Source organism: Gimesia aquarii (genome assembly GCF_007748175.1).
GTDB lineage: Bacteria > Planctomycetota > Planctomycetia > Planctomycetales > Planctomycetaceae > Gimesia > Gimesia aquarii_A.
In genome coordinates this window covers 7,172,374-7,193,218 of sequence record NZ_CP037422.1, presented here as the reverse complement: position 1 = coordinate 7,193,218, position 20,845 = coordinate 7,172,374, and the positions used below count along the sequence as shown (strand labels likewise).

The window sequence follows — 20,845 nt, the reverse complement described above, 5'->3', positions numbered from 1 at the left end:
TCTGATCTTTGAGTTTTTGCAATCTTTTTTACTGGGGAGCAGTGAAAGCCATCGACGCCTATTATAATCAATGAAAAACGGCGAGCCGATGAGTAGTAGTAATAGTCAATCTCCATCCAGCAAAATGCTTCATTTACAATTACGCTTTCTTAAGATTAATCTAGCATTTTTCTCTTTAGCACTTTTGATGACGACTTGGGAACTCTGGGTTCCCCAAACGTTATTTCCACAAGTCCCTTTATTTTCATGGATTTTAGCCCTCCCCACCTGGTCTGACTGGATGACGTTCGGCTTTATGCTGATATCTTCAGCTGGTATGTTAGGAATTGTACTTGGCTCGGTAATCTTTCAAGTTCAAAATCGGGAGCTTTGGCAATTATGTCAACGAGTTTGTTCCGGGCTCTTTTTTTGGGCGTTCCTAATTTCGATCACGTTTGATCAACACCGTATTCAACCCTGGGCATATCAGTTTGCACTGGGATTTTTGATATTGATGTTTCTCAAACCACCACGTGCTATTCGTGTATTTCGTTTTTTTGTGATCAGCATTTATTTTTATTCTGCGTTCTCCAAATGTGATCTCAGTTTTGTCCAGACTTTAGGCCGGCAATTAGTGGAGGGACTATTTCTGGCGATTGGTATTTCAACGGAATACTGGTCAGATCAGACTCTATCTTGGATTGCTGCTTCGTTCCCGGTTGCGGAATTCTTGATTGCGCTGGGATTATTAATTCCGCGCACCCGACAATGGGCGTTCTGGGGAGCAGTATCCATGCATGTCTGTCTTATCATTGCTGTGGGGCCATGGGGGCTGGATCATCATCAGGGGGTTCTTATTTGGAATGCTTATTTCATCTTGCAGGACTGTTTTCTATTTCACAAGCGATTTAACGGAGTCCCTGTACTCAAAAAGAAGGGACCGGCAGATTCAAACAGTATAAATACTGATCAAAGTATTTCGTTCAAAAGTGTTGTCGGATGGGAACGAGCAGTTATGGTAATTGCCTGGTTTGCGATGCTCGCACCTCTATTCGAGCCAACGGGCTATTATGATCATTGGCCTGCCTGGGGTTTGTATGCAAGTCACCATGATCGTGTGACATTACTGATTGACGAAGACGCCAAATTAGATCTGCCAAGTTCCCTCCGACCTTTTGTAGGTCCACCCGAACCATTCAGTCGCTGGTGCCGAGTGCGCGTTGATCGTTGGTCACTGGCTGAGTTAGGAGTTCCCGTTTATCCACAAGCCCGCTTTCAATTAGGCGTTGCGATTGCAGTGGGGAGAACTCTGGAGCATGAGAAACAAAAAAGCAACGATTTGCCACAAATCAAGCTTCTCTTGGAAGGAGCCGCAAATCGACTTACGGGCAAACGCAAAATGAATGATTATACTGGCTTAAAACAAGTCGAAAAGCTTACAAACCGCTTCTGGTTCAACGCCCTGCCCCGTCAATTTGAGATCGATGAAGAGTCGAACCTTTTCGATTAAAAGTAGTCTCCTTTGTGCGCGTCGGTTGCATTTCTTCCTAATTCAAAATAAAACGGCGTTTCTGGTTTTGGAAAATACGATCTATTGGGATATCTCAACGTAAGTTCTTTAATTTTATAATTTGAGGCGAAAAATGGCTTTAATTAACGACCACTACCTGAAGCTGAAAGCGGGTTACCTGTTTCCTGAAATTGGTCGCCGTGTCAATACATTTTGTGAACAGAACCCGAGTGCTGCTGTTATCAAACTGGGAATCGGCGATGTAACCGAACCACTGCCGGCGGCGATCAGGGAAGCCATGCATGCGGCCGTCGATGAAATGGGCAATCGTGAGACATTTCGTGGATATGGTCCCGAACAGGGTTATGCATTTTTGCGTGAAGCGATCGCCAAGCATGATTTTCAATCGCGGGGCATCGATGTTTCGGCAGACGAAATTTTTGTCTCAGATGGTTCAAAATGTGATACCGGAAACATTCTTGATATTTTTGGGGCTGATAACAAGGTCGCGGTTACCGACCCTGTCTATCCGGTGTATGTCGACACTAATGTCATGACTGGTCGTACGGGAGCCGCTGACGAAAGTGGTCGCTATGCCGGCCTGACATACTTACCTGTCACAGCAGAAAACAATTTTGTTCCCGCCTTACCAGAATCGCCCGTTGACCTGATCTATCTCTGTTATCCGAATAATCCAACCGGCACCGTTGCCACAAAAGATACTCTAAAACAGTGGGTCGATTATGCCAAAGCAAATGGATCGATCATTTTGTTTGATGCTGCTTATGAAGCATTTATTACAGACCCGGAAATCCCTCATTCCATTTATGAAATTGATGGTGCTAAAGAGGTCGCCATTGAGTTCCGCAGCTTTAGTAAGAATGCCGGGTTTACCGGAACTCGCTGTGCCTTTACTGTCGTTCCCAAACAGTTAAACGGAAAAACTGCTTCAGGAGAAACAGCAGAAATCCATTCACTGTGGAATCGCCGTCATTGCACAAAATTCAATGGTGTTTCTTACATCATACAGAAGGGAACAGAAGCCGCATATTCTGAACAAGGCAAGCAACAGATTAAGGAGTTAATCAACTTCTACTTGGAAAATGCCCGTCTGTTAAGGGAAGGTTTGGAATCGGTGGGAATTACTGTTTATGGCGGCGTGAATGCTCCCTATGTCTGGCTCAAAACTCCTGGCGAATCGACAAGTTGGGACTTCTTCGATGAATTATTGCAAAAAGCACATTTGGTGGGCACACCTGGTAGTGGTTTTGGTGCTTCCGGAGAAGGGTATTTTCGTCTAAGTGCTTTCAATAGCAGAGATAATATCAACGAAGCGGTGACCCGATTCCAGAACGTCGTGAGCTGATCAGGTGAGTGAAAGTGAACCATTCGGCTGAAAGAATGGCCCTGATTTCAAGGCCAATCATACTATATCAGTCATGCTTTATGTGGACACTCCCCAGGTGACTCTCTTATAATTAGCTCCTTGTTTTAGTCAAAGATCCTCTGTGACAGAGGACACCATGCAATACATCATCTGCTAATTCGGATGGCAGTTTATGCCATCCGGGTCTCGCCGACCCGTATGGTCACACCTTCTCAAATTAGTTTCCATTGTTCACCGAAAGGTTCTTCCCATGTCTAAATGGCACATTACTGCCTGTTTGTGTATTGCGTTTTTTGGATTTTCTCAATTGGCGACCGCTCAGACCGAAAAAGCAGATCCAGGCAAATCTTCTCTCAAGGATCAAAAACAAAAAGTCAGCTATGGAATTGGCTATAATTTGGGCCAAAACCTGATGAAAGATCAATTAGATCTTGATCCAAAAATTTTGGTAAAAGGCATTATGGATGCCATGACCAAGCAGAAACCTCAAATGACTGAGGATGAAATTCGCTCAACGCTGATCGCGTTCCAGCAGGAATTACGTACGAAGCAAGAAGCAAAGATGAAAAAAGCGCAAGCGGAGAACATTGCGAAAGGAAAACAGTTTCTAGCAGCGAATGCCAAGAAGGAAGGCGTAAAGACCACCAAAAGTGGACTACAATATAAAGTCATCAAACAAGGTAAGGGGAAAACTCCTGGATTAAAAGACAAGGTGACTACTCACTATCGAGGAACTCTGATTAATGGAAAAGAGTTCGATAGTTCTTACAAACGAAATCAACCAGCGACATTTCCAGTCAATGGTGTGATCAGTGGCTGGACGGAAGCATTACAGTTGATGAAAGAAGGTGATAAGTGGCAACTCTTCATTCCCAGCGACTTAGCCTATGGCCAACGAGGCTCTGGTCCTGACATCGGACCCAATGAAGTTCTCATCTTTGATATCGAACTGCTCAAGGTAAACTAGTTTAAAAGACTCAAATTAACGACTTCTCAGGCCGACGCAACGATCATGCGTCGGCCTTTTTTATGCGCCTTTCTTGAATTTATGATGATAAGTACTGTGAGGTAGACTTCGAAAAGTGTTGAGCGGCACTCAGAACGTACCATACAGATCACGCTGATTTTGCCGATTATAGCAGGAGGCTTTCCATCGCAATTTTATGATTAATAAGATTCAAAGATCAGAGAGCTTTTATTTTATGAGCTAAGCTAGACAGAGAGTTACATAAAACACCCCGTATTTTTTCCTCTGTTAATTAGTACAAAGAAATTGGGCCATGTCAGGTATGAATCATAATAACAACCAAATATTACAGGAAATGAATGGATCCCAGGTTAAACCGGCCTGCCCTGAATGCGGTTCTTATGAACCTTGGGGGCTTTCTTCATGGTGCCCTCAATGTGGCTTTTATCCTGCATTGGGAAAATGTGTCGGCCAACCAGAGTTACAAGAGCAAGAGGAAACTAAGCCCCAACCGCAAACGGTCTGGGAATTAATTCCCGAGTGGGGTTGGGTCCTGGCAATCGGTACGATTGCAGCGATTGGTTTGAGCGTTGGTGGACGATTCTTTTGCAAAGATTCAGCGGAATTGTGCCTTTGGACATTAACGCAGGCAAGCGTTGGTCTGATTATGTTTTTATTTGGGCATATCCTTGCTTATTTGACCGCGGTTTCCAAGTCGGTTGAGTTTGGATTGATGAGTATTATCCTGACACCACTTAAAATTTGGCGACCTACTATCCATCGCTTCCCCTATGGAGCCTGGAAATTGGATCTGGCGGTATGGGGACTAACATTGATGATTGGTGCCTTCGCGATTGTTGGCGGATTCGAGTTTAATTCCCTGTTCCAAGATTGGGGTGTGCGAAAATCTGCCGATGTCAACCTTGTGGCTTCTATCGTCGATCAAGCCAAAGAAGCGGATAGGGGAGCGAATAACCTGGAAGGTGCACTGAACGATTTTGCTGGCGGCAGTGATGAAGCAAAGAAAGCGGTAATTCCAGATTCACAAGCTGAACCGGCACTCAAACTACCAGAATTTGATTGTTTACTGATAGGATATACGACACTCTCAACTGGAAAGATTGATTCGGTTTTAATCGCATCTTCTTATAACAAACGACTTGTCTATGCAGGAACGATCAGTACTAAAAAGGTTCCTAAACATGTTCTGGAAGAATGGCAGACACAATTGCCAGCGTTAAAACAATCGGCACCATTCGTGAAAACAAAACAGCGTGCAACCTGGGTGAAACCAAAAATTACATTCAAGGTGAAATCGAAAGGCTGGACAGATACAAATCATCGGTTGATTAAACCACAGTTTTCCGCCCTTTTGCAGGAAGTCAACGTTAATTAGCGATATATTTTAATCAGCGAGAATATTGAGTAAGGCCCTGATGTAAAACCATCAGGGCCTTTTTTGCTTTGATGGATCTATTGGGTTCTATGTGTTGATCTCTGTTATCTCGATCCTTGGTTGCTAAAATAGATGAGGTAGCTGAATCACGAAGCGGGAACAGGCGATCAACAAAATGAAACCGGAACTAGAACGTTACTCTCGACAAGTACTTTTCACAGAGCTTGGCGAAACAGGTCAAACCTCCTTGATGCAAAGCCGCGTTTTGCTGTGCGGTTGTGGTGCGCTGGGAACGGTATTGGCGGATATCTTAGTCAGGGCAGGCGTTGGTCATCTAAGGATCGTTGATCGGGATTTTGTTGAAATCAGTAATTTGCAGAGACAAGTTTTGTTTGATGAAACTGATGTCGCTGCCAAGCTTCCCAAAGCCATAGCCGCCACTGAGAAGCTCAAAAAAATCAACAGCGATGTTGAGATCGAGCCTATTGTAGAAGACATTGATCATACCAATATTCTAGCGCTAGCTGAGGGTGTCGATTTGATCCTGGATGGCACGGATAACTTTGAAGTGCGCTACCTGATCAATGATGTATCACTGGAACTGAGCATTCCCTGGATTTACTGTGGGTGTATCGGAAGTACGGGTCAGACGATGACGATTCTACCTGGTCAAACAGCATGCTTGCGATGTCTCATCGATTCGGCACCCGAACCAGGTACGACCGAAACCTGTGATACTGCGGGAATTTTAGGACCCACAGTGAATGTGATTGCTTCCCTCGAAGCCGTCGATGCTATAAAAATCCTTTCAGGAAACATTCACCTGATCAAACCGGTCCTTACCGTTGTGGATGTATGGGATGGCTCATTTCGCCAGATGAGTGTTGCTGACCTCAGAGAGAAAGCTGGTTGCAAAGCCTGTCATCAGGGAGAACGAGTCTGGTTAAAAGGGGAACAAGGTTCACGCACGACACAATTGTGTGGTAGAAACGCCGTCCAGATTTCTCCTGCTGAGAAGAGCCGCATCTCGTTCGAAGATTTGGCAGAAAAGCTCCAGAATTCAGGAGAGGTAGAATTCAACCCCTATCTCCTCAGACTGAATTTGAGAAACCCGGATTATGAAATCAGCTTGTTTCGAGACGGACGTGCTATCATTAAAGGTACCGATGATCCCTCGACAGCAAAGACGATCTATGCCCGATACATTGGCAGTTAAGCGAGTCAGTGTAAAAAGAAATTGTTTTTGAGTAGGCCTCTACGAGTTATTTGATTTCATCCTGATGAGCCAGGAATGCCTGGACCATCTCTTTACGAATTCGTAACATCAATTCTTTAGACAAAAGTGAGGAATGGCTTTTTCCAGGATGAATCTCAACAACGGCTTCATTATCTAATTGAGCCAGCGATTGTTTGAGCAAAATGGTTGCTCCTTCCAGATAGAAGGTATCCAATTCTCCCATGAAAACATGAATTTTTCCTGCCAGTTTCGGAGACAGAGTTTTCCAGTTTGTTTCAAGTATTAGTCGAATGTCATAGGCTTTCCAGGCTTCAACTACTTCGGGATTAATGTTGCCGGTTTCCCGATCATATAATTTCAGTGGTGTGCCATCTTTTCCACGGGGACTAAACACAGCTTCAAAACTCCGTAGTTGACCACCATGCCCGAGTACATATTCCATCTTAGAAAATGGCTCATACCATAAAATCGGAGTCTGTCCTCTGCGGGCAATCGGTCTGGCTTGATTCATTGCATCTCGGTACATGTTACTCGAAGAATCATAGAGATTAATTTGTTGAAAGTTACGGAAATCGACAGGGTCGGGTGCTGTACTCCAGGTACCACCAAAGACATCCGGATATGTGACTTGCAACCAGAGGGAAGACCAGCCCCCTGAGGAATGACCAGTTAAAAACCGTGCGCGTTGGTGTGGAATCGCGCGATAAGCTTTTTCGAGTTCCGGCAGAAATTCTGTGGTGAATGCTTCGCCCACGGGGCCGTTATTGGCTGAATCAGCGAAAACATGGTGTCCCCAACGACATTGAGGATTCAAGACAACACGAATAAATTCGACATGACCTTCATTCTGCTCGGAAACAGGCGTGTTTCTTAATCCACGAAAATGATCACCACCGAAACCAGGAATCGAAAAAATGACAGGGTACTTTCGCTGTTTCTGTTGATAGTAACTCTGGGGCAAAATAACCGTGGCTTCGAAATAGGTGTCCTGGCTATGAAATTTCGATAATAATGCAGAACGAATTTTAAAGAGTTTGCTCCATTGGGTATCTTTAAATGTTTTTTCAACGACGAGTTTATTGATTGTCAAAATGGGTGTTTTTAGACCGGCATATTTGGGGACGGCGATAACTTGACTGAATCCGTTTCCGGGTGCTGTCCCGATTTTTGGTTCATTCGAATTAAAACGCACCACAGCTTGCGCACGGTAATTGTCTAAATTCATTTCAGAAAATGGTATTGGAAACGAGAGTAAATTTTTTGAATCGGGTGTGAACTCGAGAATTTCCCCGGGCTTCCAGTTGACAACGTCTTGAGCAATAAATGATTCCGGTTGAAACCAGGATGGCCCCAAACGAGGTTCCCGATGGGATTGTGTAAAAATCAAATAAACGCGACCAGTAAAGGGTTGATGATGAATTGATTTGGTAAAGCGAACTTGAAATGCGTTTTCGGAAGCAGGCAGTTCCGTGAAGAGCAAAAAAAAGAAGAGAAACACCGAATAAAAAGTAGACATGCTTATTCGAAATCGTTGAATCATTGGGAGTCTAGCCTCAAGTTGTTTAAATAAGTATCAAAAGTCAACTAAAATTCTATATGATTACCAACCTAGATGCATCATCAAAAAAGAAGCTTAAGCGAAAGGTACAGTCCAAAATGAATGATCATACATCCAAGGTGGAAGAATTATTATCTCGCCTTAACGGACTAGAGTCCGTGTTAATGCATATCCAGCACGATATCGAACAGTTAAATGAAGCAATCCTGCAACAAGGCAGAGTGGTCGATGCCATTACGAAGTCGATGAAACAATTGGATTTTCGCATTGGAATGCTGGAGGAAGAAGAAGAAGGTCCTGATTCTTATCATGAAAAACCACCACATTACTGATTAATATCCTTCAACGATGGTTTATCAATCTCACGTTATTAATTCCAATACCATTTAAAAATCTACTGTTCTCGGAAATGAACAGCTTGAAAAAGCCGTTCTGATGCTTCATCTTATTAGATGGTGTTTGTCATATATCTAATCTGAATTCCGGAAGGATTTTACTCATGTCTCAGGTGATTTCATTGATGTTTCGTGTTTGCCTGTTTTCTTTGTTTTGCTTCTCTGGAATCAATTTGCTATCGGCTGCAGAACAGAAGCAGCCGAATGTTGTAATTATCATGACTGATAATCACGGTGAATGGACTTTGGGTTGTTATGGAAACCGCGACATTAAAACGCCGAATATCGATCGCCTTGCGAAAGAGGGAACTTTATTTACAGGAGCTTTCGCAAATAATGCCGTCTGTTCTCCCACTCGAGCCACATTTCTTACCGGGTTAATGCCCTGCCAGCATGGGGTGCACTGTTATCTCAGACCACGCATACAAACCGGATCTGATGCATTTAACACACTGGAAGAATTTCAATCGATTCCGCAGGTATTACATGATGCAGGCTATGTTTGTGGGTTGTCGGGAAAATGGCATCTAGGTGATAATCTTTATCCTCAGGAAGGATTTTCATACTGGATAACGAAGCCGCATGGTGCCAGTTCGGGTTTTTATAACCAGAAAGTAATCGAGCACGAGAAAATTCGTGATGAACCGACCTATCTGACAGATCTGTGGACACAGCATGGAATCAAATTCATCAAACAAAACCAGAATAAACCGTTCTTTTTATTTCTGACCTACAATGGTCCTTATGGATTGGGGTCTGCTATGAAGGAACCGATTAAAAATCGGTTTAAGGATGAATACGAAAAAAAGATATTCCCCTCTTTTCCCCGAGAAAAAGCACAGCCCTGGAATTTCAACTATGGTGACTGGATTGGTGATTTAAACATCATTCGAAAATATGCTGCAGAGGTTTCTGCGGTTGACGATGGTGTGGGCCAAATCATGCAAACACTAAAAGACCTCGGATTGCGTGAGAATACGTTGGTCATTTTCACTGCAGATCAGGGCTTAGCCGGCGGTCATAGTGGCTATTGGGGTATGGGCGATCATACCAGGCCGCTCACAGCATTTGACTGGACAATCAGTATCCCGCTCATTTTTTCTCATCCGGGCAAAATAGTATCGGGAGCTCGACAAGATATAATGGTTGCCAACTATGATGTTTATCCCACATTGTTGAGCTATTTGGGAATGCAGGACAAAATTCCCACTCAACCAGTAACTCCCGGTCGAAACTTTGCACCGGTTTTGAAAGGTAAACAGGTTCCCTGGTCTGAAGTCGTCTTTTATGAGTTTGAAAATGTGCGTGCCATCCGTACGAAAGACTGGAAATACATCGAACGTTTTCGCGAGAGTCCTAACGAGCTTTATGATCTGACGCAAGACTCCGGTGAACGAACAAATTTGATTATAAATTCTAAATTCAATAGGACTCGCAACGAACTCAAACAGAGAATGGATCAATTCTTTGCGAAATACGCAAATCCTCAATGGGATATCTGGAATGGCGGCAATTCAAAAACAATACTGATGACCAAAAAATTATTCCCCGAGTCATCTCTGTACCTACCATCCAAAAAGTAATGACCATCGGGATGGCATCAATCCTTCGTACCTGAAGAATGTCATGTCATCATTTCGGTGTTTTAATCACTGAAATCGATATAATCGGCAATCTTTTTGCACGCTCTATTAATTATCTGTTTTGTTTGAGTGTTTCAATTATGCATCACTCCTTTACCGACTTACTTTAGTAGTATCGGGAAGTTTGAGTGAAGAAACTCAAGTCTGGTAAAACTCAATGTGAACCAGGCAAAATGTTGCATTTCCCCTGATGGAACATAGGCTCCCCTTTCCGATACGTATTTTAACGAATCGTTTTGAAAGTTTGAGCACAACCAGGAGGTACGTGCCGTGTCTGTTACTCATTACACCGCCAAAGAGATCAGCGATCTCGAGACGAAGTCAACGACTCCCCGTTTTTTACATTCCTTGTTTGGCAGTGCAGCGATATTAGCATTGGCCTTTCAATGGCCCACTAGTGCCTGGTATTTCCAGATAGGGTGGACGCTTATCGCCGCGTATAGCATGTTTTGCTGGTCGAGCTGTTTTCATGAAACGTCCCATCAGGGAATATGTGGAAAACCCTGGGTTAGCATCTGGTTAGGTCGCGCCATTGGCACCATGCTGTTTGTTTCCTATACCGCTTATCGCGAAGCTCATATTCGTCATCATGCTTACTTGAATAAGCCAGGTGACTGGGAATTATGGCCTTATTCCGACCCTAACACGTCGCTGAACTTCCGTCGTATCTTCTGTTGGATGGAATTTCCGTTTGGGTTTATCACTTCCCCTTTAGTTTACAGTCGCCTATGTTTCAGTAAGAACACACCGGTGAAAAAGCCAGATATCATGAAAGCCATGCGGATGGAATACACTGCCATGGCTGTAGTCTGGGCGTTGATCTTGGGTACGGTTGCCTGGTTCTCTCTCTGGGTTCCTTTTCTCGTTGCCTGGGTCATTCCTCATTGGGTTGCCAGCGTCATTCAGACATTCCGTAAATTCACAGAACACCTGGGAATGCAAAGTTACGATCCTTTGCTGGGAACACGAACCGTCATCGGTTCTAATCTGATTACTCGGGTTTGCACATATATCAACTTCGACATTTTCGTACATGGTCCCCATCATCGACACCCCAAAATTGCTCACAATAAGCTTGTCGAGAAAATGGACTCTTATCAGGATGAGAATCCTGACACAAAGTACCCTGTCTTTACAACCTATATGTCTGCCATTAGACATACCTTGCCCGCGCTCTGGAATCCGGGAGTCGGTATGAATGCGGGAGCTCCTGCTCCCAAAAAAGAGAAATGGTTAGGTGCAGATAACTTTGTGACAGACGTAGCCAGAGAAATTCTTTCTGATCGCGATGTCGCGAAGCCTCATCAGGCATAAGAGTGTGTCTGATATTTGACAAATCAAAACGCCCCATACGAATTAGAATGTATGGGGCGTTTTTAATTCTCTCTATAGACGTCCGAAATCGAGCTGTCTTATCTTCTAAAACGGCGATTGCGGAACAGGCCACGTCTGGTGCGACCACAACATTCTTCCTGCACAGGTTGAGGACAAGGTTCAGCAACCGGCGTCAGTTCATCGCGCACTTTCAACAACAGTTTTTTACTGGCCCTGATTCCCGCGTATTCGTCGAGCTTCCTGCCTTCATACTCAATGCCAACATATCCATGATAACCGGCGTCGAGAACGATTTTCATCATCTTCACATAATCGGTGTTGATCTCATTACCGTCTTTGTCAAAGTCGTGAGTTTTGGCACTGACTGCTTTCGCATAAGGCATCAGTTCTTTGACCCCTTTATAGCGATCATATTCTTCACCGGTTTTGCGGTTGATCACAAAGTTTCCAAAGTCAGGCAGTGTTCCACAGTTGGGAAGATTGACCATTTTCATGACACCCGCCAACCAGGCACCGTTTGATGACAGGCCACCATGATTTTCCACAAGTACATTAATATCATATTGTGTTGCAAATTTAGTGAGGCGACGTAATCCGTCGGCAGCCAGTTTTTGTTGTTCTTTGTAGCTGCCATTACTACGAGCATTCACTCGAATCGAATGGCAACCTAATGTTTTAGCAGCTTTTACCCATTGATGGTGATTTTTAATTGCCTGCGTTCGCTTTTGGGGATCAGGGTCGCCGAGTGCCCCTTCTCCATCGATCATGATTAGTAAATTTTTCACACCTGCATCAGAGGCCCGCTGATTCATCTCGGCGAGATACTTTGCGTCTTTGGCCTTGTCTTTGAAGAACTGATTGACATACTCGACAGCCGAAATTCCAAACTCTTCTTTAGCAACTTTCGCAAATTCCAGGTTGTCCATTTTGCCGCCTTTGAGTGCGCGGTGCAGAGACCATTGCGCCAGAGAAATTTTGAACAACGGCTGATTCAGTGAAGTAGAAGCAAAGGCAGAACCCGCCCAACTGGAAAACGCAAGTCCAGCAGAAAATGCGGTAGTTTGTTTGAGGAAGTCGCGGCGAGAAGAAAAGGGAGTCATAAAAGGATCTTTCTTTGTGATTAATGGAATTGCAGGATAGATGCTCACATCAAAACAGATTTTGGATTATAAAAACTCAATCTTCAGGAAACAATCAAAGTGCTGAAAGCATTAAAAAAACAAAACCTCCGAATTACCAGGATGGCGATTCGGAGGAAATTCAATTCTAAAGCTTACAAAACAGACTCGCTTTTAATAACGATAGTATTCTGGTTTGTAAGGTCCTTCGACGGGAATACCGAGATAATCAGCTTGTTGATCGGAGAGTTTCGACAGCTTTACTCCCAGTTTATCCAGGTGCAAGCGGGCAACCTCTTCATCCAACTGTTTGGGAAGCATGTAAACGCCGACTTCATATTTATCTGATTCGTTCCAGAGTTCAATCTGTCCGATCACCTGATTGGTGAAGCTGTTTGACATAACAAATGAAGGATGGCCGGTCGCACAACCCAAGTTCACCAGACGACCTTCTGCGAGTACGATTAATGCTTTGCCGTCAGGATAAACGAACTTGTCGACTTGTGGTTTGATTTCAATCTGCTTGATATCTTTTCGCTCTTTGAGGTAAGCGATTTGAATTTCCGAATCGAAGTGCCCGATGTTGCAAATGATGGCTTCGTTTTTCATTTGATCCAGATGTTCGCCACAGATCACATCACAGCAACCAGTGGCGGTAACAAAGATATCGCCACGGGCAGCCGCCTCTTCCATTGTGGTGACTTCAAAACCTTCCATCGCGGCTTGCAAAGCACAGATAGGATCGATTTCTGTTACCAGAACACGTGCACCCAGACCTTTCATCGCATCGGCACAACCTTTACCGACATCGCCATAGCCGCAGACCACAACCACTTTCCCGGCGATCATGATATCGGTGGCACGTTTGATTCCGTCTGCCAAAGATTCGCGGCAACCATACAGGTTGTCAAATTTGCTCTTAGTGACTGAGTCATTGACGTTAATGGCGGGGACACCCAATTTCCCTGCTTCGTGCATCTGATGCAGACGATGTACACCGGTAGTTGTTTCTTCGGTGAGGCCTTTAATGCTCTTAAGAAGTTCGGGATACTTCTCATGCACCATGACAGTTAAGTCACCACCATCGTCGAGAATCATATTGAGTGATTCGCCGTTAGGCCAGAAGAGCGTTTGCTCGATACACCAGTCAAACTCTTCTTCATTCATCCCCTTCCAGGCGAAAACCGGTACACCACTTGCGGCAATTGCAGCGGCGGCATGGTCTTGTGTGGAAAAGATGTTACAGCTTGACCAGCGAACTTCAGCTCCCAAGGCGGTCAATGTTTCGATCAATACAGCAGTCTGAATGGTCATATGCAGACAACCGGCAATACGAGTGCCTTTGAGTGGTTGATCTTTGCCATATTTTTCCCGCAACGCCATGAGACCAGGCATTTCGGTTTCTGCGAGTTCAATTTCCTTACGACCCCAGGCAGCTAGTTTTTGGAATTCCTCTTCGCTGTAGTCCTTTACTTTATACGGTAGGGAGTTAGTTTCGGTCGACATTCTCAGTCCTTTTTTTGTTCAATTGGAAAAGGGGGGTTGAATTTAATTCAAGCAGAAAACGACTTGAATCTTGGTATTATAGTTGATTTATATCGGCTGACAAAATTGAGACACAAGAAATACCATGGGATTTACAAAATATCCCAGAAAGCCTTTTCAGTCCTGTAGTTGGTTTTCTCTGATGTTTTACAGCGAACCTAAGGCTTTTGCCTCTCTCAATGATGGTATCAAGCTCTGTTTATCAGCGGGTCTTTGATTTGCTTCGCAATATACCTCAGGCCAAGAGGCTTTACCTATGACAAGTAATCTGGTACCTCTGCTGAATGCAAGATAGGTAAATCGAATCATACTGGCAATAGAAAATCCAGATTTGTTGACCTGCAAAATGCATAATTTATACACTATGTCTGTCTCTTTCACTATGATTCAGCCATGGTTTGCTCATTTCAAACTCTCAATATGAATAAGAAAACAAAATATGACTCGGATCAGTGAATTATATCAGTCAGGAACATTCGACCTGTCTGTGGAAATCTTTCCGCCCAAAAGTGAAAAAGGTGATGCTAATCTCTTCAAGACGCTGGAAGAGTTAATTGGCTATCAACCAGCGTTTGTCTCTTGCACTTATGGTGCGGGTGGATCAACCAGTAAGCGGACCATAGAATTATGTAAAATTATTCAAGATCGCTTCCAAACCCCAGCCACCGCACACTTTACTTGTGTGGTTTCTACGCGTGAAGAACTAATTGAGTGGTTAAAAAATGCTTCTGAAGCCGGTATCAACAACATCATGGCTTTACGTGGCGATCCGCCTGAGGGGCAGGAAACCTTCATCCCCGCAGACGGAGGCTTACGTTATGCAAATGAACTCGTTGCTTTGATTCGGGAGCACTTTCCTAAGATGGGAATAGGTGTCGCCGGCTATCCGGAAGTTCATCCCGATGCAGTAGATGCGAAAACGGATCTAGCAAACTTGAAACGAAAAGTCGATGCGGGAGCAGACGCCGTTTATACACAGCTCTTTTTTAATAATTCCTGTTTTCATGATTTTCGCGAACGATGTGTACAAGCGGGAATTCACTGTCCTATTATTCCCGGTATCATGCCCATCACGGAATTCAAACGAATTCAGCGTATCACGGCGATGTGCAATTCAACGTTACCTGTGGAACTTAAGGGCAAGCTGGAGTCTGTAAAGGACGACGCTACAGCACAATTTGAAATCGGCGTCGAATACGCCATCAAACAGTGCCAGGAGTTAATTGATGATGGCGTGCCCGGAATTCATTTTTATGCTCTGAATCGATCACCCGCCTGCAAACGTATTTTTGAGGCACTCGGTTTCCACAAGCGATAAGAGCAACACTGTTATCAAGTAAGTTAGACTCAATCAAGAAGTAGATAAATAAGGAACAGCATGAGTGAGCCGCTTAATTTCAAACAAGAACTGACTTGTGTATTCGGGCAACCCATAGCAGAAAACCCATCGCAGTGTATGATGGAAGCAGCTTACAAAGACTGTGGTCTGGAGTGGCGTTATCAAACCATTGAAGTCGCACCGGAAAATCTGGAGCAGGCTATCGGCGGTTTAAGAGCGATGGGATTTCGCGGTGCGAATTTAACAATTCCGCACAAAGTCGCTGTGATTCAATATCTGGATGGTGTGAGTGATGCCGCCGCCATGATGGGAGCCGTGAATTGTATCGTGCGAAAAGATGATCAACTCATTGGCGAGAATACGGATGGCAAAGGTTTTGTACAATCGCTAAAAGAACTCACCGATCCGCAAGGCAAAAAAATTCTGATGTTTGGCGCCGGTGGTGCGGCCCGCGCGATCGGCGTCGAAACGGCATTATCGGGAGCCGCTGAAATCACGATCGTGAATCGGAGTACACAGCGAGGGGAAGAACTCGCTGAGCTGTTAAAAGAAAAAACCGGCATACCTGTGACCTTTGTGCCATGGGAAGGAAACTACTCAGTTCCAGAAGATGTTGATGTAGTGATTAACGCTACATCCATCGGCTTGTTTCCTGATGTGGATGCCGTTTTCCCCATCGATTATTCCTCTCTCAAACCAAATATGATAGTTTCAGATGTGATTCCCAATCCACCCCAGACTCATCTGCTCCGCGAAGCCGCCAAAGCAGGCTGCCCTACCCTCGATGGACTGGGCATGCTTGTCAACCAGGGAGTGATCGGTTTCAAGCTTTGGACCGGCGTCGACCCTGACCCACGTGTCATGCGCGCCGCACTCGAAGAGGTTTTTGGAGTTTAACAAAATTTGGCGCGAGAAAATTTCATTCTTGAGTACAAATTTGATGTCTGATATTGTTAAGTTACTGTTTCTTGTGACGATGAGGAATTAGATCAGCACGTTCAAATAAGTCGGGCATCTGTAGAGGGAATGAAGTAATGGCAGACACTACCCGCTTCATAGAAGTGATCGCTCACTCAAAAGTAGTCCGTCATGTTGAATCTTATCAAACGGAAATAGAAATTGTTGTATCTAATCGAAAAAAGAATCAGCATTCTTGTCTTGAAGATTCATTGAAGCTGCGTGATGAAGTTATCGCTGCATTGAGAAAAGCAGGAATCACTGAAGAAAATATACAGGAAGGCGGAGGAGACCGATCTTGGTTCTACAATACAGATTGGAAATCAGTAAGCCATCAATTAAAGGCCAGTCATGCTGATATTTCAACCTTGATTAAAGCAATGGCTAAGATTGAAAAAATCTATACGACAACGAAACAGTCTTTTTTCTCACCTATCAAGAAATCGCTATCATTAAGTGCTCCTCAACCAAAATTCTCAATCAAAGATAATGTAGTAGATCATTCACTCAAAATGGTCATTACTGAGGCGAAAGAAAAAGCAAGCATTCTGGCATCAGAAGCAGGCCTGAAATTATCAGGTGTTTTAACAATCATTGAGGAACCTCAATCGAGTTCTGTTAAGAGTAGAAGTGCAGGTGAAATGCTTTCCGACGTGGTCGATGATGAAATGTTGAGTACCGAAATGGGAGAAAATTATACTACGGTATCACCTCAGCGTAGGTCGACAAGCCGACGATTTCGCGTACGTTTTACTGTTAATGATAGTGAGGCCAGTGAATTCAATTAAAGTTACTGCAGAGGTTAGAGCCAGTGAACTGGAAGCTATTCTCACATGGCTTCGTGATTTCAATTATCAGCAGAATGGTGAATTCATGGAATCACTTGATCGAGGGCAAGAGCTTCCTTTGTTTCTATCTGCACGGGACGTTCACGACGAGGTTATTGGAGGCTTGCAGGGTTCCTTTCTACATCAATGGTTGAGAATAGACGTCATGGCGGTATTGTCCAATTATCGATCAATGGGCGTAGGTTGCCTCCTTGTTACGGAAGCTGAGCGTATGGCCGTTGATCGCGGATGCAGATCCTCCTATGTAGACACCATGTCTTACCAGGCACCCGATTTTTATCGTCGACTTGGATACCGAGAAGTAGGATGTTTGCCCAATTGGGATTCGCACGGACATGACAAGCACTTTTTCATGAAAGATCTTTCATAACGAGAAGGGGTCCAGCGATCATTTTCAAGTTTGGTTCAGTTCAATGTGTTTGACACTTTTACCTTTTTCAGAAGATGATTCCGTTGAAATTGCAAGCTGGCCTCGCGATACCAACGAACTCAAGACATGGGCAGGAGCAGATGCTGTTTTTCCTCTCAAATTGGAGCAATTTCGTATCTGGCATGATGATCCTGAGACGCACACTTTCATTGGCCGACATAAAGGTCAATTAGTCGCATATGGGGAATTATGGATCGATGAATCAGAACAGGAGATCGAACTCGCTAGAATCATTGTACATCCAGCATCTCGGAACAAAGGAATTGGTCAGATGTTTGTGACAGCATTAGTCGCTCAGTCAGAAACATTTGGTTTAGTGGATCGTTTTCTGCGAGTCTTGCCTGAAAATACCATTGCAATTCGTTGCTATCAAAAGTCAGGCTTTAAGGTCCTTCCAGCTGATGTGCAGAAAACATTTAATCAGAGGCAACCGGTAGAATATGTCTGGATGAAGTATCAGTCAATCAGTTAAAATATTGAATAAATATGTTATTGAGGACGAGATGAATGATGAATAATTACCAAATTAATAGTAAGCAGCACTGGGTTTTCCTGATGGTATTCGGTTTCTGTGCCCTGCTTGGTTTTTCCGGAGTGCTTGTCGCAGAGATATTTATGCCAGACAATCCTGGTGGAAACCTTGGTCGATTGGCGATGTATCGATACATGGGAACGACGTCTATTGCCTGGGCTTTGATCGCGCTGTGGTCGGGTTACAAGCTCAGAGTATCGCATTTGACGAATGACAAGTAAGTCAGTACCGGTGCTCAGTCAGCTTCTGACGAGGGGATAGTACTTCGTGTCACCAAAACGTATCACTTCTGGTTTGCTTTCGCTGATTTTGCTTGTCTTGTTCGGTTGGACTTTCGTTGGTGGTGTTGATGACCTTCGCATTCAGGTGATGTTGTGTATTGGTGTTGTGCTGGGAACCGTTTATACGATCTATGGTGAACTCCCTAAATGGCTCATCATTCTCAGTGGTGGAAAGATCGTTGCCGACGAAGATCCCTCAAATATCTCTCCTCGTATCTATATCCCAATTCTGATGGTAGCGATCTTGATTGCCATCGTCGCTTTGATGCTGGTTATTTTCGAAATATGGTAAGCATAAATACTCTGGCGCCTCTCTGAAAACGAACATTTTTTAAGATTTTGTGTCTAAGAGTGATCACATTTGAAAAAGATATGCGAAATCATAGATGTAGTAGTAAGAAAAATGAGTATTACAGTTAGACAAATTGAATTAAAAGATGCAAAAGGTTTCTACAAGGCGCTCTCAAGTGTCGCTGCTGAGAAGAAATACATTTTGACACTTGAACCACCACCTTTTGAAAGCACGCAGACGTTTATAAGATCTAATATTGAAAATAATCATGCCCAGTACGTAGCTGAGTCAAATGAGACTATTGTTGGCTGGGCGGATATTATCCCGTTCACTCGTCAGTCGATGACACATGTTGGTTCACTTGGCATCGGGGTAATCTCAGAATTTCGAGGTCAGGGTATAGGTCAACGACTTTTAGAAAAAACGATTGAGCACGCCTGGCTGCAGGGTTTAAAACGTTTAGAGCTAGAGGTCTTCTCTGACAATGAAGTCGCACTGAATCTTTATAAAAAATATGGATATCAGGTTGAGGGCATCAAAAGATACGCACGATACCTTAATGGAGATTATCAAGACATTGTTGTAATGGCACAGTATCGCATTTGAAAGTGCGCTCAATAGTGATGCCAATAGAAGAAGTCTATTTATGGCTCAATGATTCGCTATAGGGGAGTTCTTCTATGTTCCCCAAACCGAAGACTTGCAGGAAGCGGGCAGTGGTGATGTATTTGACATCTGATTTGCCTTCTGCTTCGCGTTCGATGGCAATGAGCTCGCGCCTTAAAAGTTGGCGTAAAACACCCACAGCTTTCTCCTTGCCGGCTTCGATGATTTGGTCTTTGCTGATAGGTTGGTGATAAGCCACGAGTGCGAGCACTTCTAGTGCATCCTGTGAGAGTTTGACCTCTTTGGGGCCAAAACCAAATACCCGGTTTCGAATGCGTTCGAAGTCGTGACGTAGCACGAGCCGATAGCCACCTTCTTCCATGCGAATTTCATATGGCCGTGCTTCATCAATGTATTGACGATTGAGGTCATCCAGTAAATCGTCAACATAGGAAGAAGAAAATTCACTATTCAGAAGATTGCACAATTTTTTAGTTGTTAATGGTTCTCCTCCCACAAACAAAGCGGCTTCAATGATCTGTCTGGGAGGAACTCGTGCTTCTCTCTGAGACTCGGTTAGAGAACTAGCCTGTTGTTTATTTGCAGATGCCTCTGATTGAAGCGCTTCGTTGTTATCAATACCGTTCTGGACTTCCGGGAGTTCCAGATCGCGTTCAACTGCTTCAAGCGCTTCGATGGCGCGCTCGTAATCGGCATCTAGTTTTTCATCGACTTCGCCGTTCGATGCAAATGCAGCTAGAAAATCATCTTCGTTGAAGATGGTTGTTTCATTGGATTCAGGTGTTTCTTCTTCCGGGGACATTCCCTCAATCCTTTCAGGGAATCAGACATCGAACGGCAAGATGGCTGATGTGCATCATAAAGAAAAAGGCTACTACTGATTTAACGCCAGTAGATAGGCCTCCCATTTAGCCTGCTTCAGTAAGGCGGCTTTCTGGTCGGCTGCGTTATTGTCCATGTTTGCCCTAAGTTGATCAACCTTTTTTTGGCAATGAGGACAATTCACCAGATGAGCTTCGATTTTCTGGGTCAGTTCCTGGTCTAACAGATTTGACACATAATCTTTGGCATGATCGATGACTTCAGGACAGTAAATTCCGCCAGGGCAAAAGTTTTCCGAATCCTCTGTTGAGACTTGAATAGTCTGACTGGAAGGTCCCGAGAGCTGATTCATACCAAAAAAACCAACCATACCTATGATCAGACAAGCAGTTACGATCTCCGCACCAGTAATGAAACGACTGACTTGTTTGCGTTTTTTCATGACTGACACAAATTGGCTTAAATCACCTGAAGCGCAAGGCTGCCACTTAGTTTCAGAATCCTGGTGTTGTTCGGTTGGATTATTTTCGTTCATGTCAAAACCTCCTACCTGAATCAGTAGGAACTGAGCCTTTGTAATATTGGGGATAAAACCCTATTTTAATTATCGAATTCTTCTCTGATGTAGTCTGTGAAATAGCTTACAG

Annotated in this window: 21 protein-coding genes; 16 read left to right on the top strand and 5 right to left on the bottom strand. The window is 44.0% G+C overall.

The window, feature by feature from the left end; translation table 11 throughout:
- Positions 1-88 precede the first annotated feature (88 nt).
- The 5 genes from V202x_RS27175 to V202x_RS27155 all read left to right on the top strand — a co-directional run bounded on the left by V202x_RS27175 (position 89) and on the right by V202x_RS27155 (position 6,455).
- Positions 89-1,489 (top strand): MauE/DoxX family redox-associated membrane protein, encoded by a 1,401-nt coding sequence (locus V202x_RS27175; protein ID WP_145180222.1) that lies wholly within the window; start codon positions 89-91, stop codon positions 1,487-1,489.
- A 133-nt stretch (positions 1,490-1,622) separates the two neighbouring features.
- Positions 1,623-2,855 carry an LL-diaminopimelate aminotransferase gene (locus V202x_RS27170; RefSeq protein WP_145180221.1) on the top strand — a complete coding sequence of 411 codons (1,233 nt, stop codon included), beginning with the start codon at positions 1,623-1,625 and terminating at the stop codon, positions 2,853-2,855.
- Positions 2,856-3,126: 271 nt separating this feature from the next.
- Positions 3,127-3,843 (top strand): FKBP-type peptidyl-prolyl cis-trans isomerase, encoded by a 717-nt coding sequence (locus V202x_RS27165; RefSeq protein ID WP_145180219.1) that lies wholly within the window; start codon positions 3,127-3,129, stop codon positions 3,841-3,843.
- A gap of 313 nt (positions 3,844-4,156) precedes the next feature.
- Positions 4,157-5,239 carry a hypothetical protein gene (locus tag V202x_RS27160; protein WP_145180217.1) on the top strand — a complete coding sequence of 361 codons (1,083 nt, stop codon included), beginning with the start codon at positions 4,157-4,159 and terminating at the stop codon, positions 5,237-5,239.
- Between the two features lie 175 nt (positions 5,240-5,414).
- A complete protein-coding gene (locus V202x_RS27155) occupies positions 5,415-6,455 on the top strand; it encodes a ThiF family adenylyltransferase (protein ID WP_145180215.1) in 1,041 nt (346 codons plus the stop codon).
- A gap of 46 nt (positions 6,456-6,501) precedes the next feature.
- Here the strand turns inward: V202x_RS27155 and V202x_RS27150 are convergent, their stop codons facing one another.
- Complete coding sequence (locus V202x_RS27150) at positions 6,502-7,992, bottom strand: alpha/beta hydrolase-fold protein (RefSeq protein WP_197993130.1); 1,491 nt, start codon at positions 7,990-7,992, stop codon at positions 6,502-6,504.
- 140 nt (positions 7,993-8,132) lie between these two features.
- On the opposite strand from V202x_RS27150, the gene V202x_RS27145 reads away from it, so the two are divergent.
- The 3 genes from V202x_RS27145 to V202x_RS27135 all read left to right on the top strand — a co-directional run bounded on the left by V202x_RS27145 (position 8,133) and on the right by V202x_RS27135 (position 11,386).
- Positions 8,133-8,366 carry a SlyX family protein gene (locus V202x_RS27145; protein ID WP_197993129.1) on the top strand — a complete coding sequence of 78 codons (234 nt, stop codon included), beginning with the start codon at positions 8,133-8,135 and terminating at the stop codon, positions 8,364-8,366.
- Between the two features lie 167 nt (positions 8,367-8,533).
- Entirely contained in the window at positions 8,534-10,012 is a 1,479-nt protein-coding gene (locus V202x_RS27140) for a sulfatase (protein WP_145180209.1), read from the top strand.
- Between the two features lie 330 nt (positions 10,013-10,342).
- Complete coding sequence (locus V202x_RS27135) at positions 10,343-11,386, top strand: fatty acid desaturase family protein (protein WP_145180207.1); 1,044 nt, start codon at positions 10,343-10,345, stop codon at positions 11,384-11,386.
- Between the two features lie 98 nt (positions 11,387-11,484).
- Here the strand turns inward: V202x_RS27135 and V202x_RS27130 are convergent, their stop codons facing one another.
- Positions 11,485-12,507 carry a sugar phosphate isomerase/epimerase family protein gene (locus tag V202x_RS27130; protein WP_145180205.1) on the bottom strand — a complete coding sequence of 341 codons (1,023 nt, stop codon included), beginning with the start codon at positions 12,505-12,507 and terminating at the stop codon, positions 11,485-11,487.
- Positions 12,508-12,699: 192 nt separating this feature from the next.
- Positions 12,700-14,031 (bottom strand): adenosylhomocysteinase, encoded by a 1,332-nt coding sequence (ahcY, locus tag V202x_RS27125; RefSeq protein ID WP_145180203.1) that lies wholly within the window; start codon positions 14,029-14,031, stop codon positions 12,700-12,702.
- A gap of 478 nt (positions 14,032-14,509) precedes the next feature.
- On the opposite strand from ahcY, the gene metF reads away from it, so the two are divergent.
- The 8 genes from metF to V202x_RS27085 all read left to right on the top strand — a co-directional run bounded on the left by metF (position 14,510) and on the right by V202x_RS27085 (position 19,355).
- Entirely contained in the window at positions 14,510-15,388 is an 879-nt protein-coding gene (gene metF / locus V202x_RS27120; RefSeq protein ID WP_145180201.1) for a methylenetetrahydrofolate reductase [NAD(P)H], read from the top strand.
- A 60-nt stretch (positions 15,389-15,448) separates the two neighbouring features.
- Entirely contained in the window at positions 15,449-16,306 is an 858-nt protein-coding gene (locus tag V202x_RS27115; RefSeq protein WP_145180199.1) for a shikimate dehydrogenase, read from the top strand.
- A gap of 164 nt (positions 16,307-16,470) precedes the next feature.
- Positions 16,471-17,154 carry an SIMPL domain-containing protein gene (locus V202x_RS27110; RefSeq protein ID WP_197993128.1) on the top strand — a complete coding sequence of 228 codons (684 nt, stop codon included), beginning with the start codon at positions 16,471-16,473 and terminating at the stop codon, positions 17,152-17,154.
- Positions 17,141-17,584 carry a GNAT family N-acetyltransferase gene (locus V202x_RS27105; protein ID WP_197993127.1) on the top strand — a complete coding sequence of 148 codons (444 nt, stop codon included), beginning with the start codon at positions 17,141-17,143 and terminating at the stop codon, positions 17,582-17,584. The genes V202x_RS27110 and V202x_RS27105 overlap by 14 nt, the downstream gene beginning before the upstream one ends.
- A gap of 43 nt (positions 17,585-17,627) precedes the next feature.
- Positions 17,628-18,116, top strand: coding sequence for a GNAT family N-acetyltransferase (locus tag V202x_RS27100; protein ID WP_145180193.1), 489 nt, complete (start codon positions 17,628-17,630; stop codon positions 18,114-18,116).
- Positions 18,117-18,151: 35 nt separating this feature from the next.
- A complete protein-coding gene (locus V202x_RS27095; RefSeq protein WP_145180191.1) occupies positions 18,152-18,397 on the top strand; it encodes a hypothetical protein in 246 nt (81 codons plus the stop codon).
- 46 nt (positions 18,398-18,443) lie between these two features.
- Positions 18,444-18,749, top strand: a complete 306-nt coding sequence (locus V202x_RS27090) for a hypothetical protein (RefSeq protein WP_197993126.1) — start codon at positions 18,444-18,446, stop codon at positions 18,747-18,749.
- Between the two features lie 111 nt (positions 18,750-18,860).
- Complete coding sequence (locus V202x_RS27085; RefSeq protein ID WP_145180189.1) at positions 18,861-19,355, top strand: GNAT family N-acetyltransferase; 495 nt, start codon at positions 18,861-18,863, stop codon at positions 19,353-19,355.
- Positions 19,356-19,389: 34 nt separating this feature from the next.
- Here the strand turns inward: V202x_RS27085 and V202x_RS27080 are convergent, their stop codons facing one another.
- Both V202x_RS27080 and V202x_RS27075 read right to left on the bottom strand, forming a co-directional pair.
- On the bottom strand, positions 19,390-20,178 hold the full coding sequence (locus tag V202x_RS27080) for an SMC-Scp complex subunit ScpB (RefSeq protein ID WP_145180187.1): 789 nt from the start codon (positions 20,176-20,178) through the stop codon (positions 19,390-19,392).
- Between the two features lie 72 nt (positions 20,179-20,250).
- The gene (locus V202x_RS27075) at positions 20,251-20,733 is read right to left on the bottom strand and encodes an anti-sigma factor family protein (RefSeq protein ID WP_145180185.1); all 483 of its coding nucleotides are present in this window, start codon (positions 20,731-20,733) and stop codon (positions 20,251-20,253) included.
- Positions 20,734-20,845 lie beyond the last annotated feature (112 nt).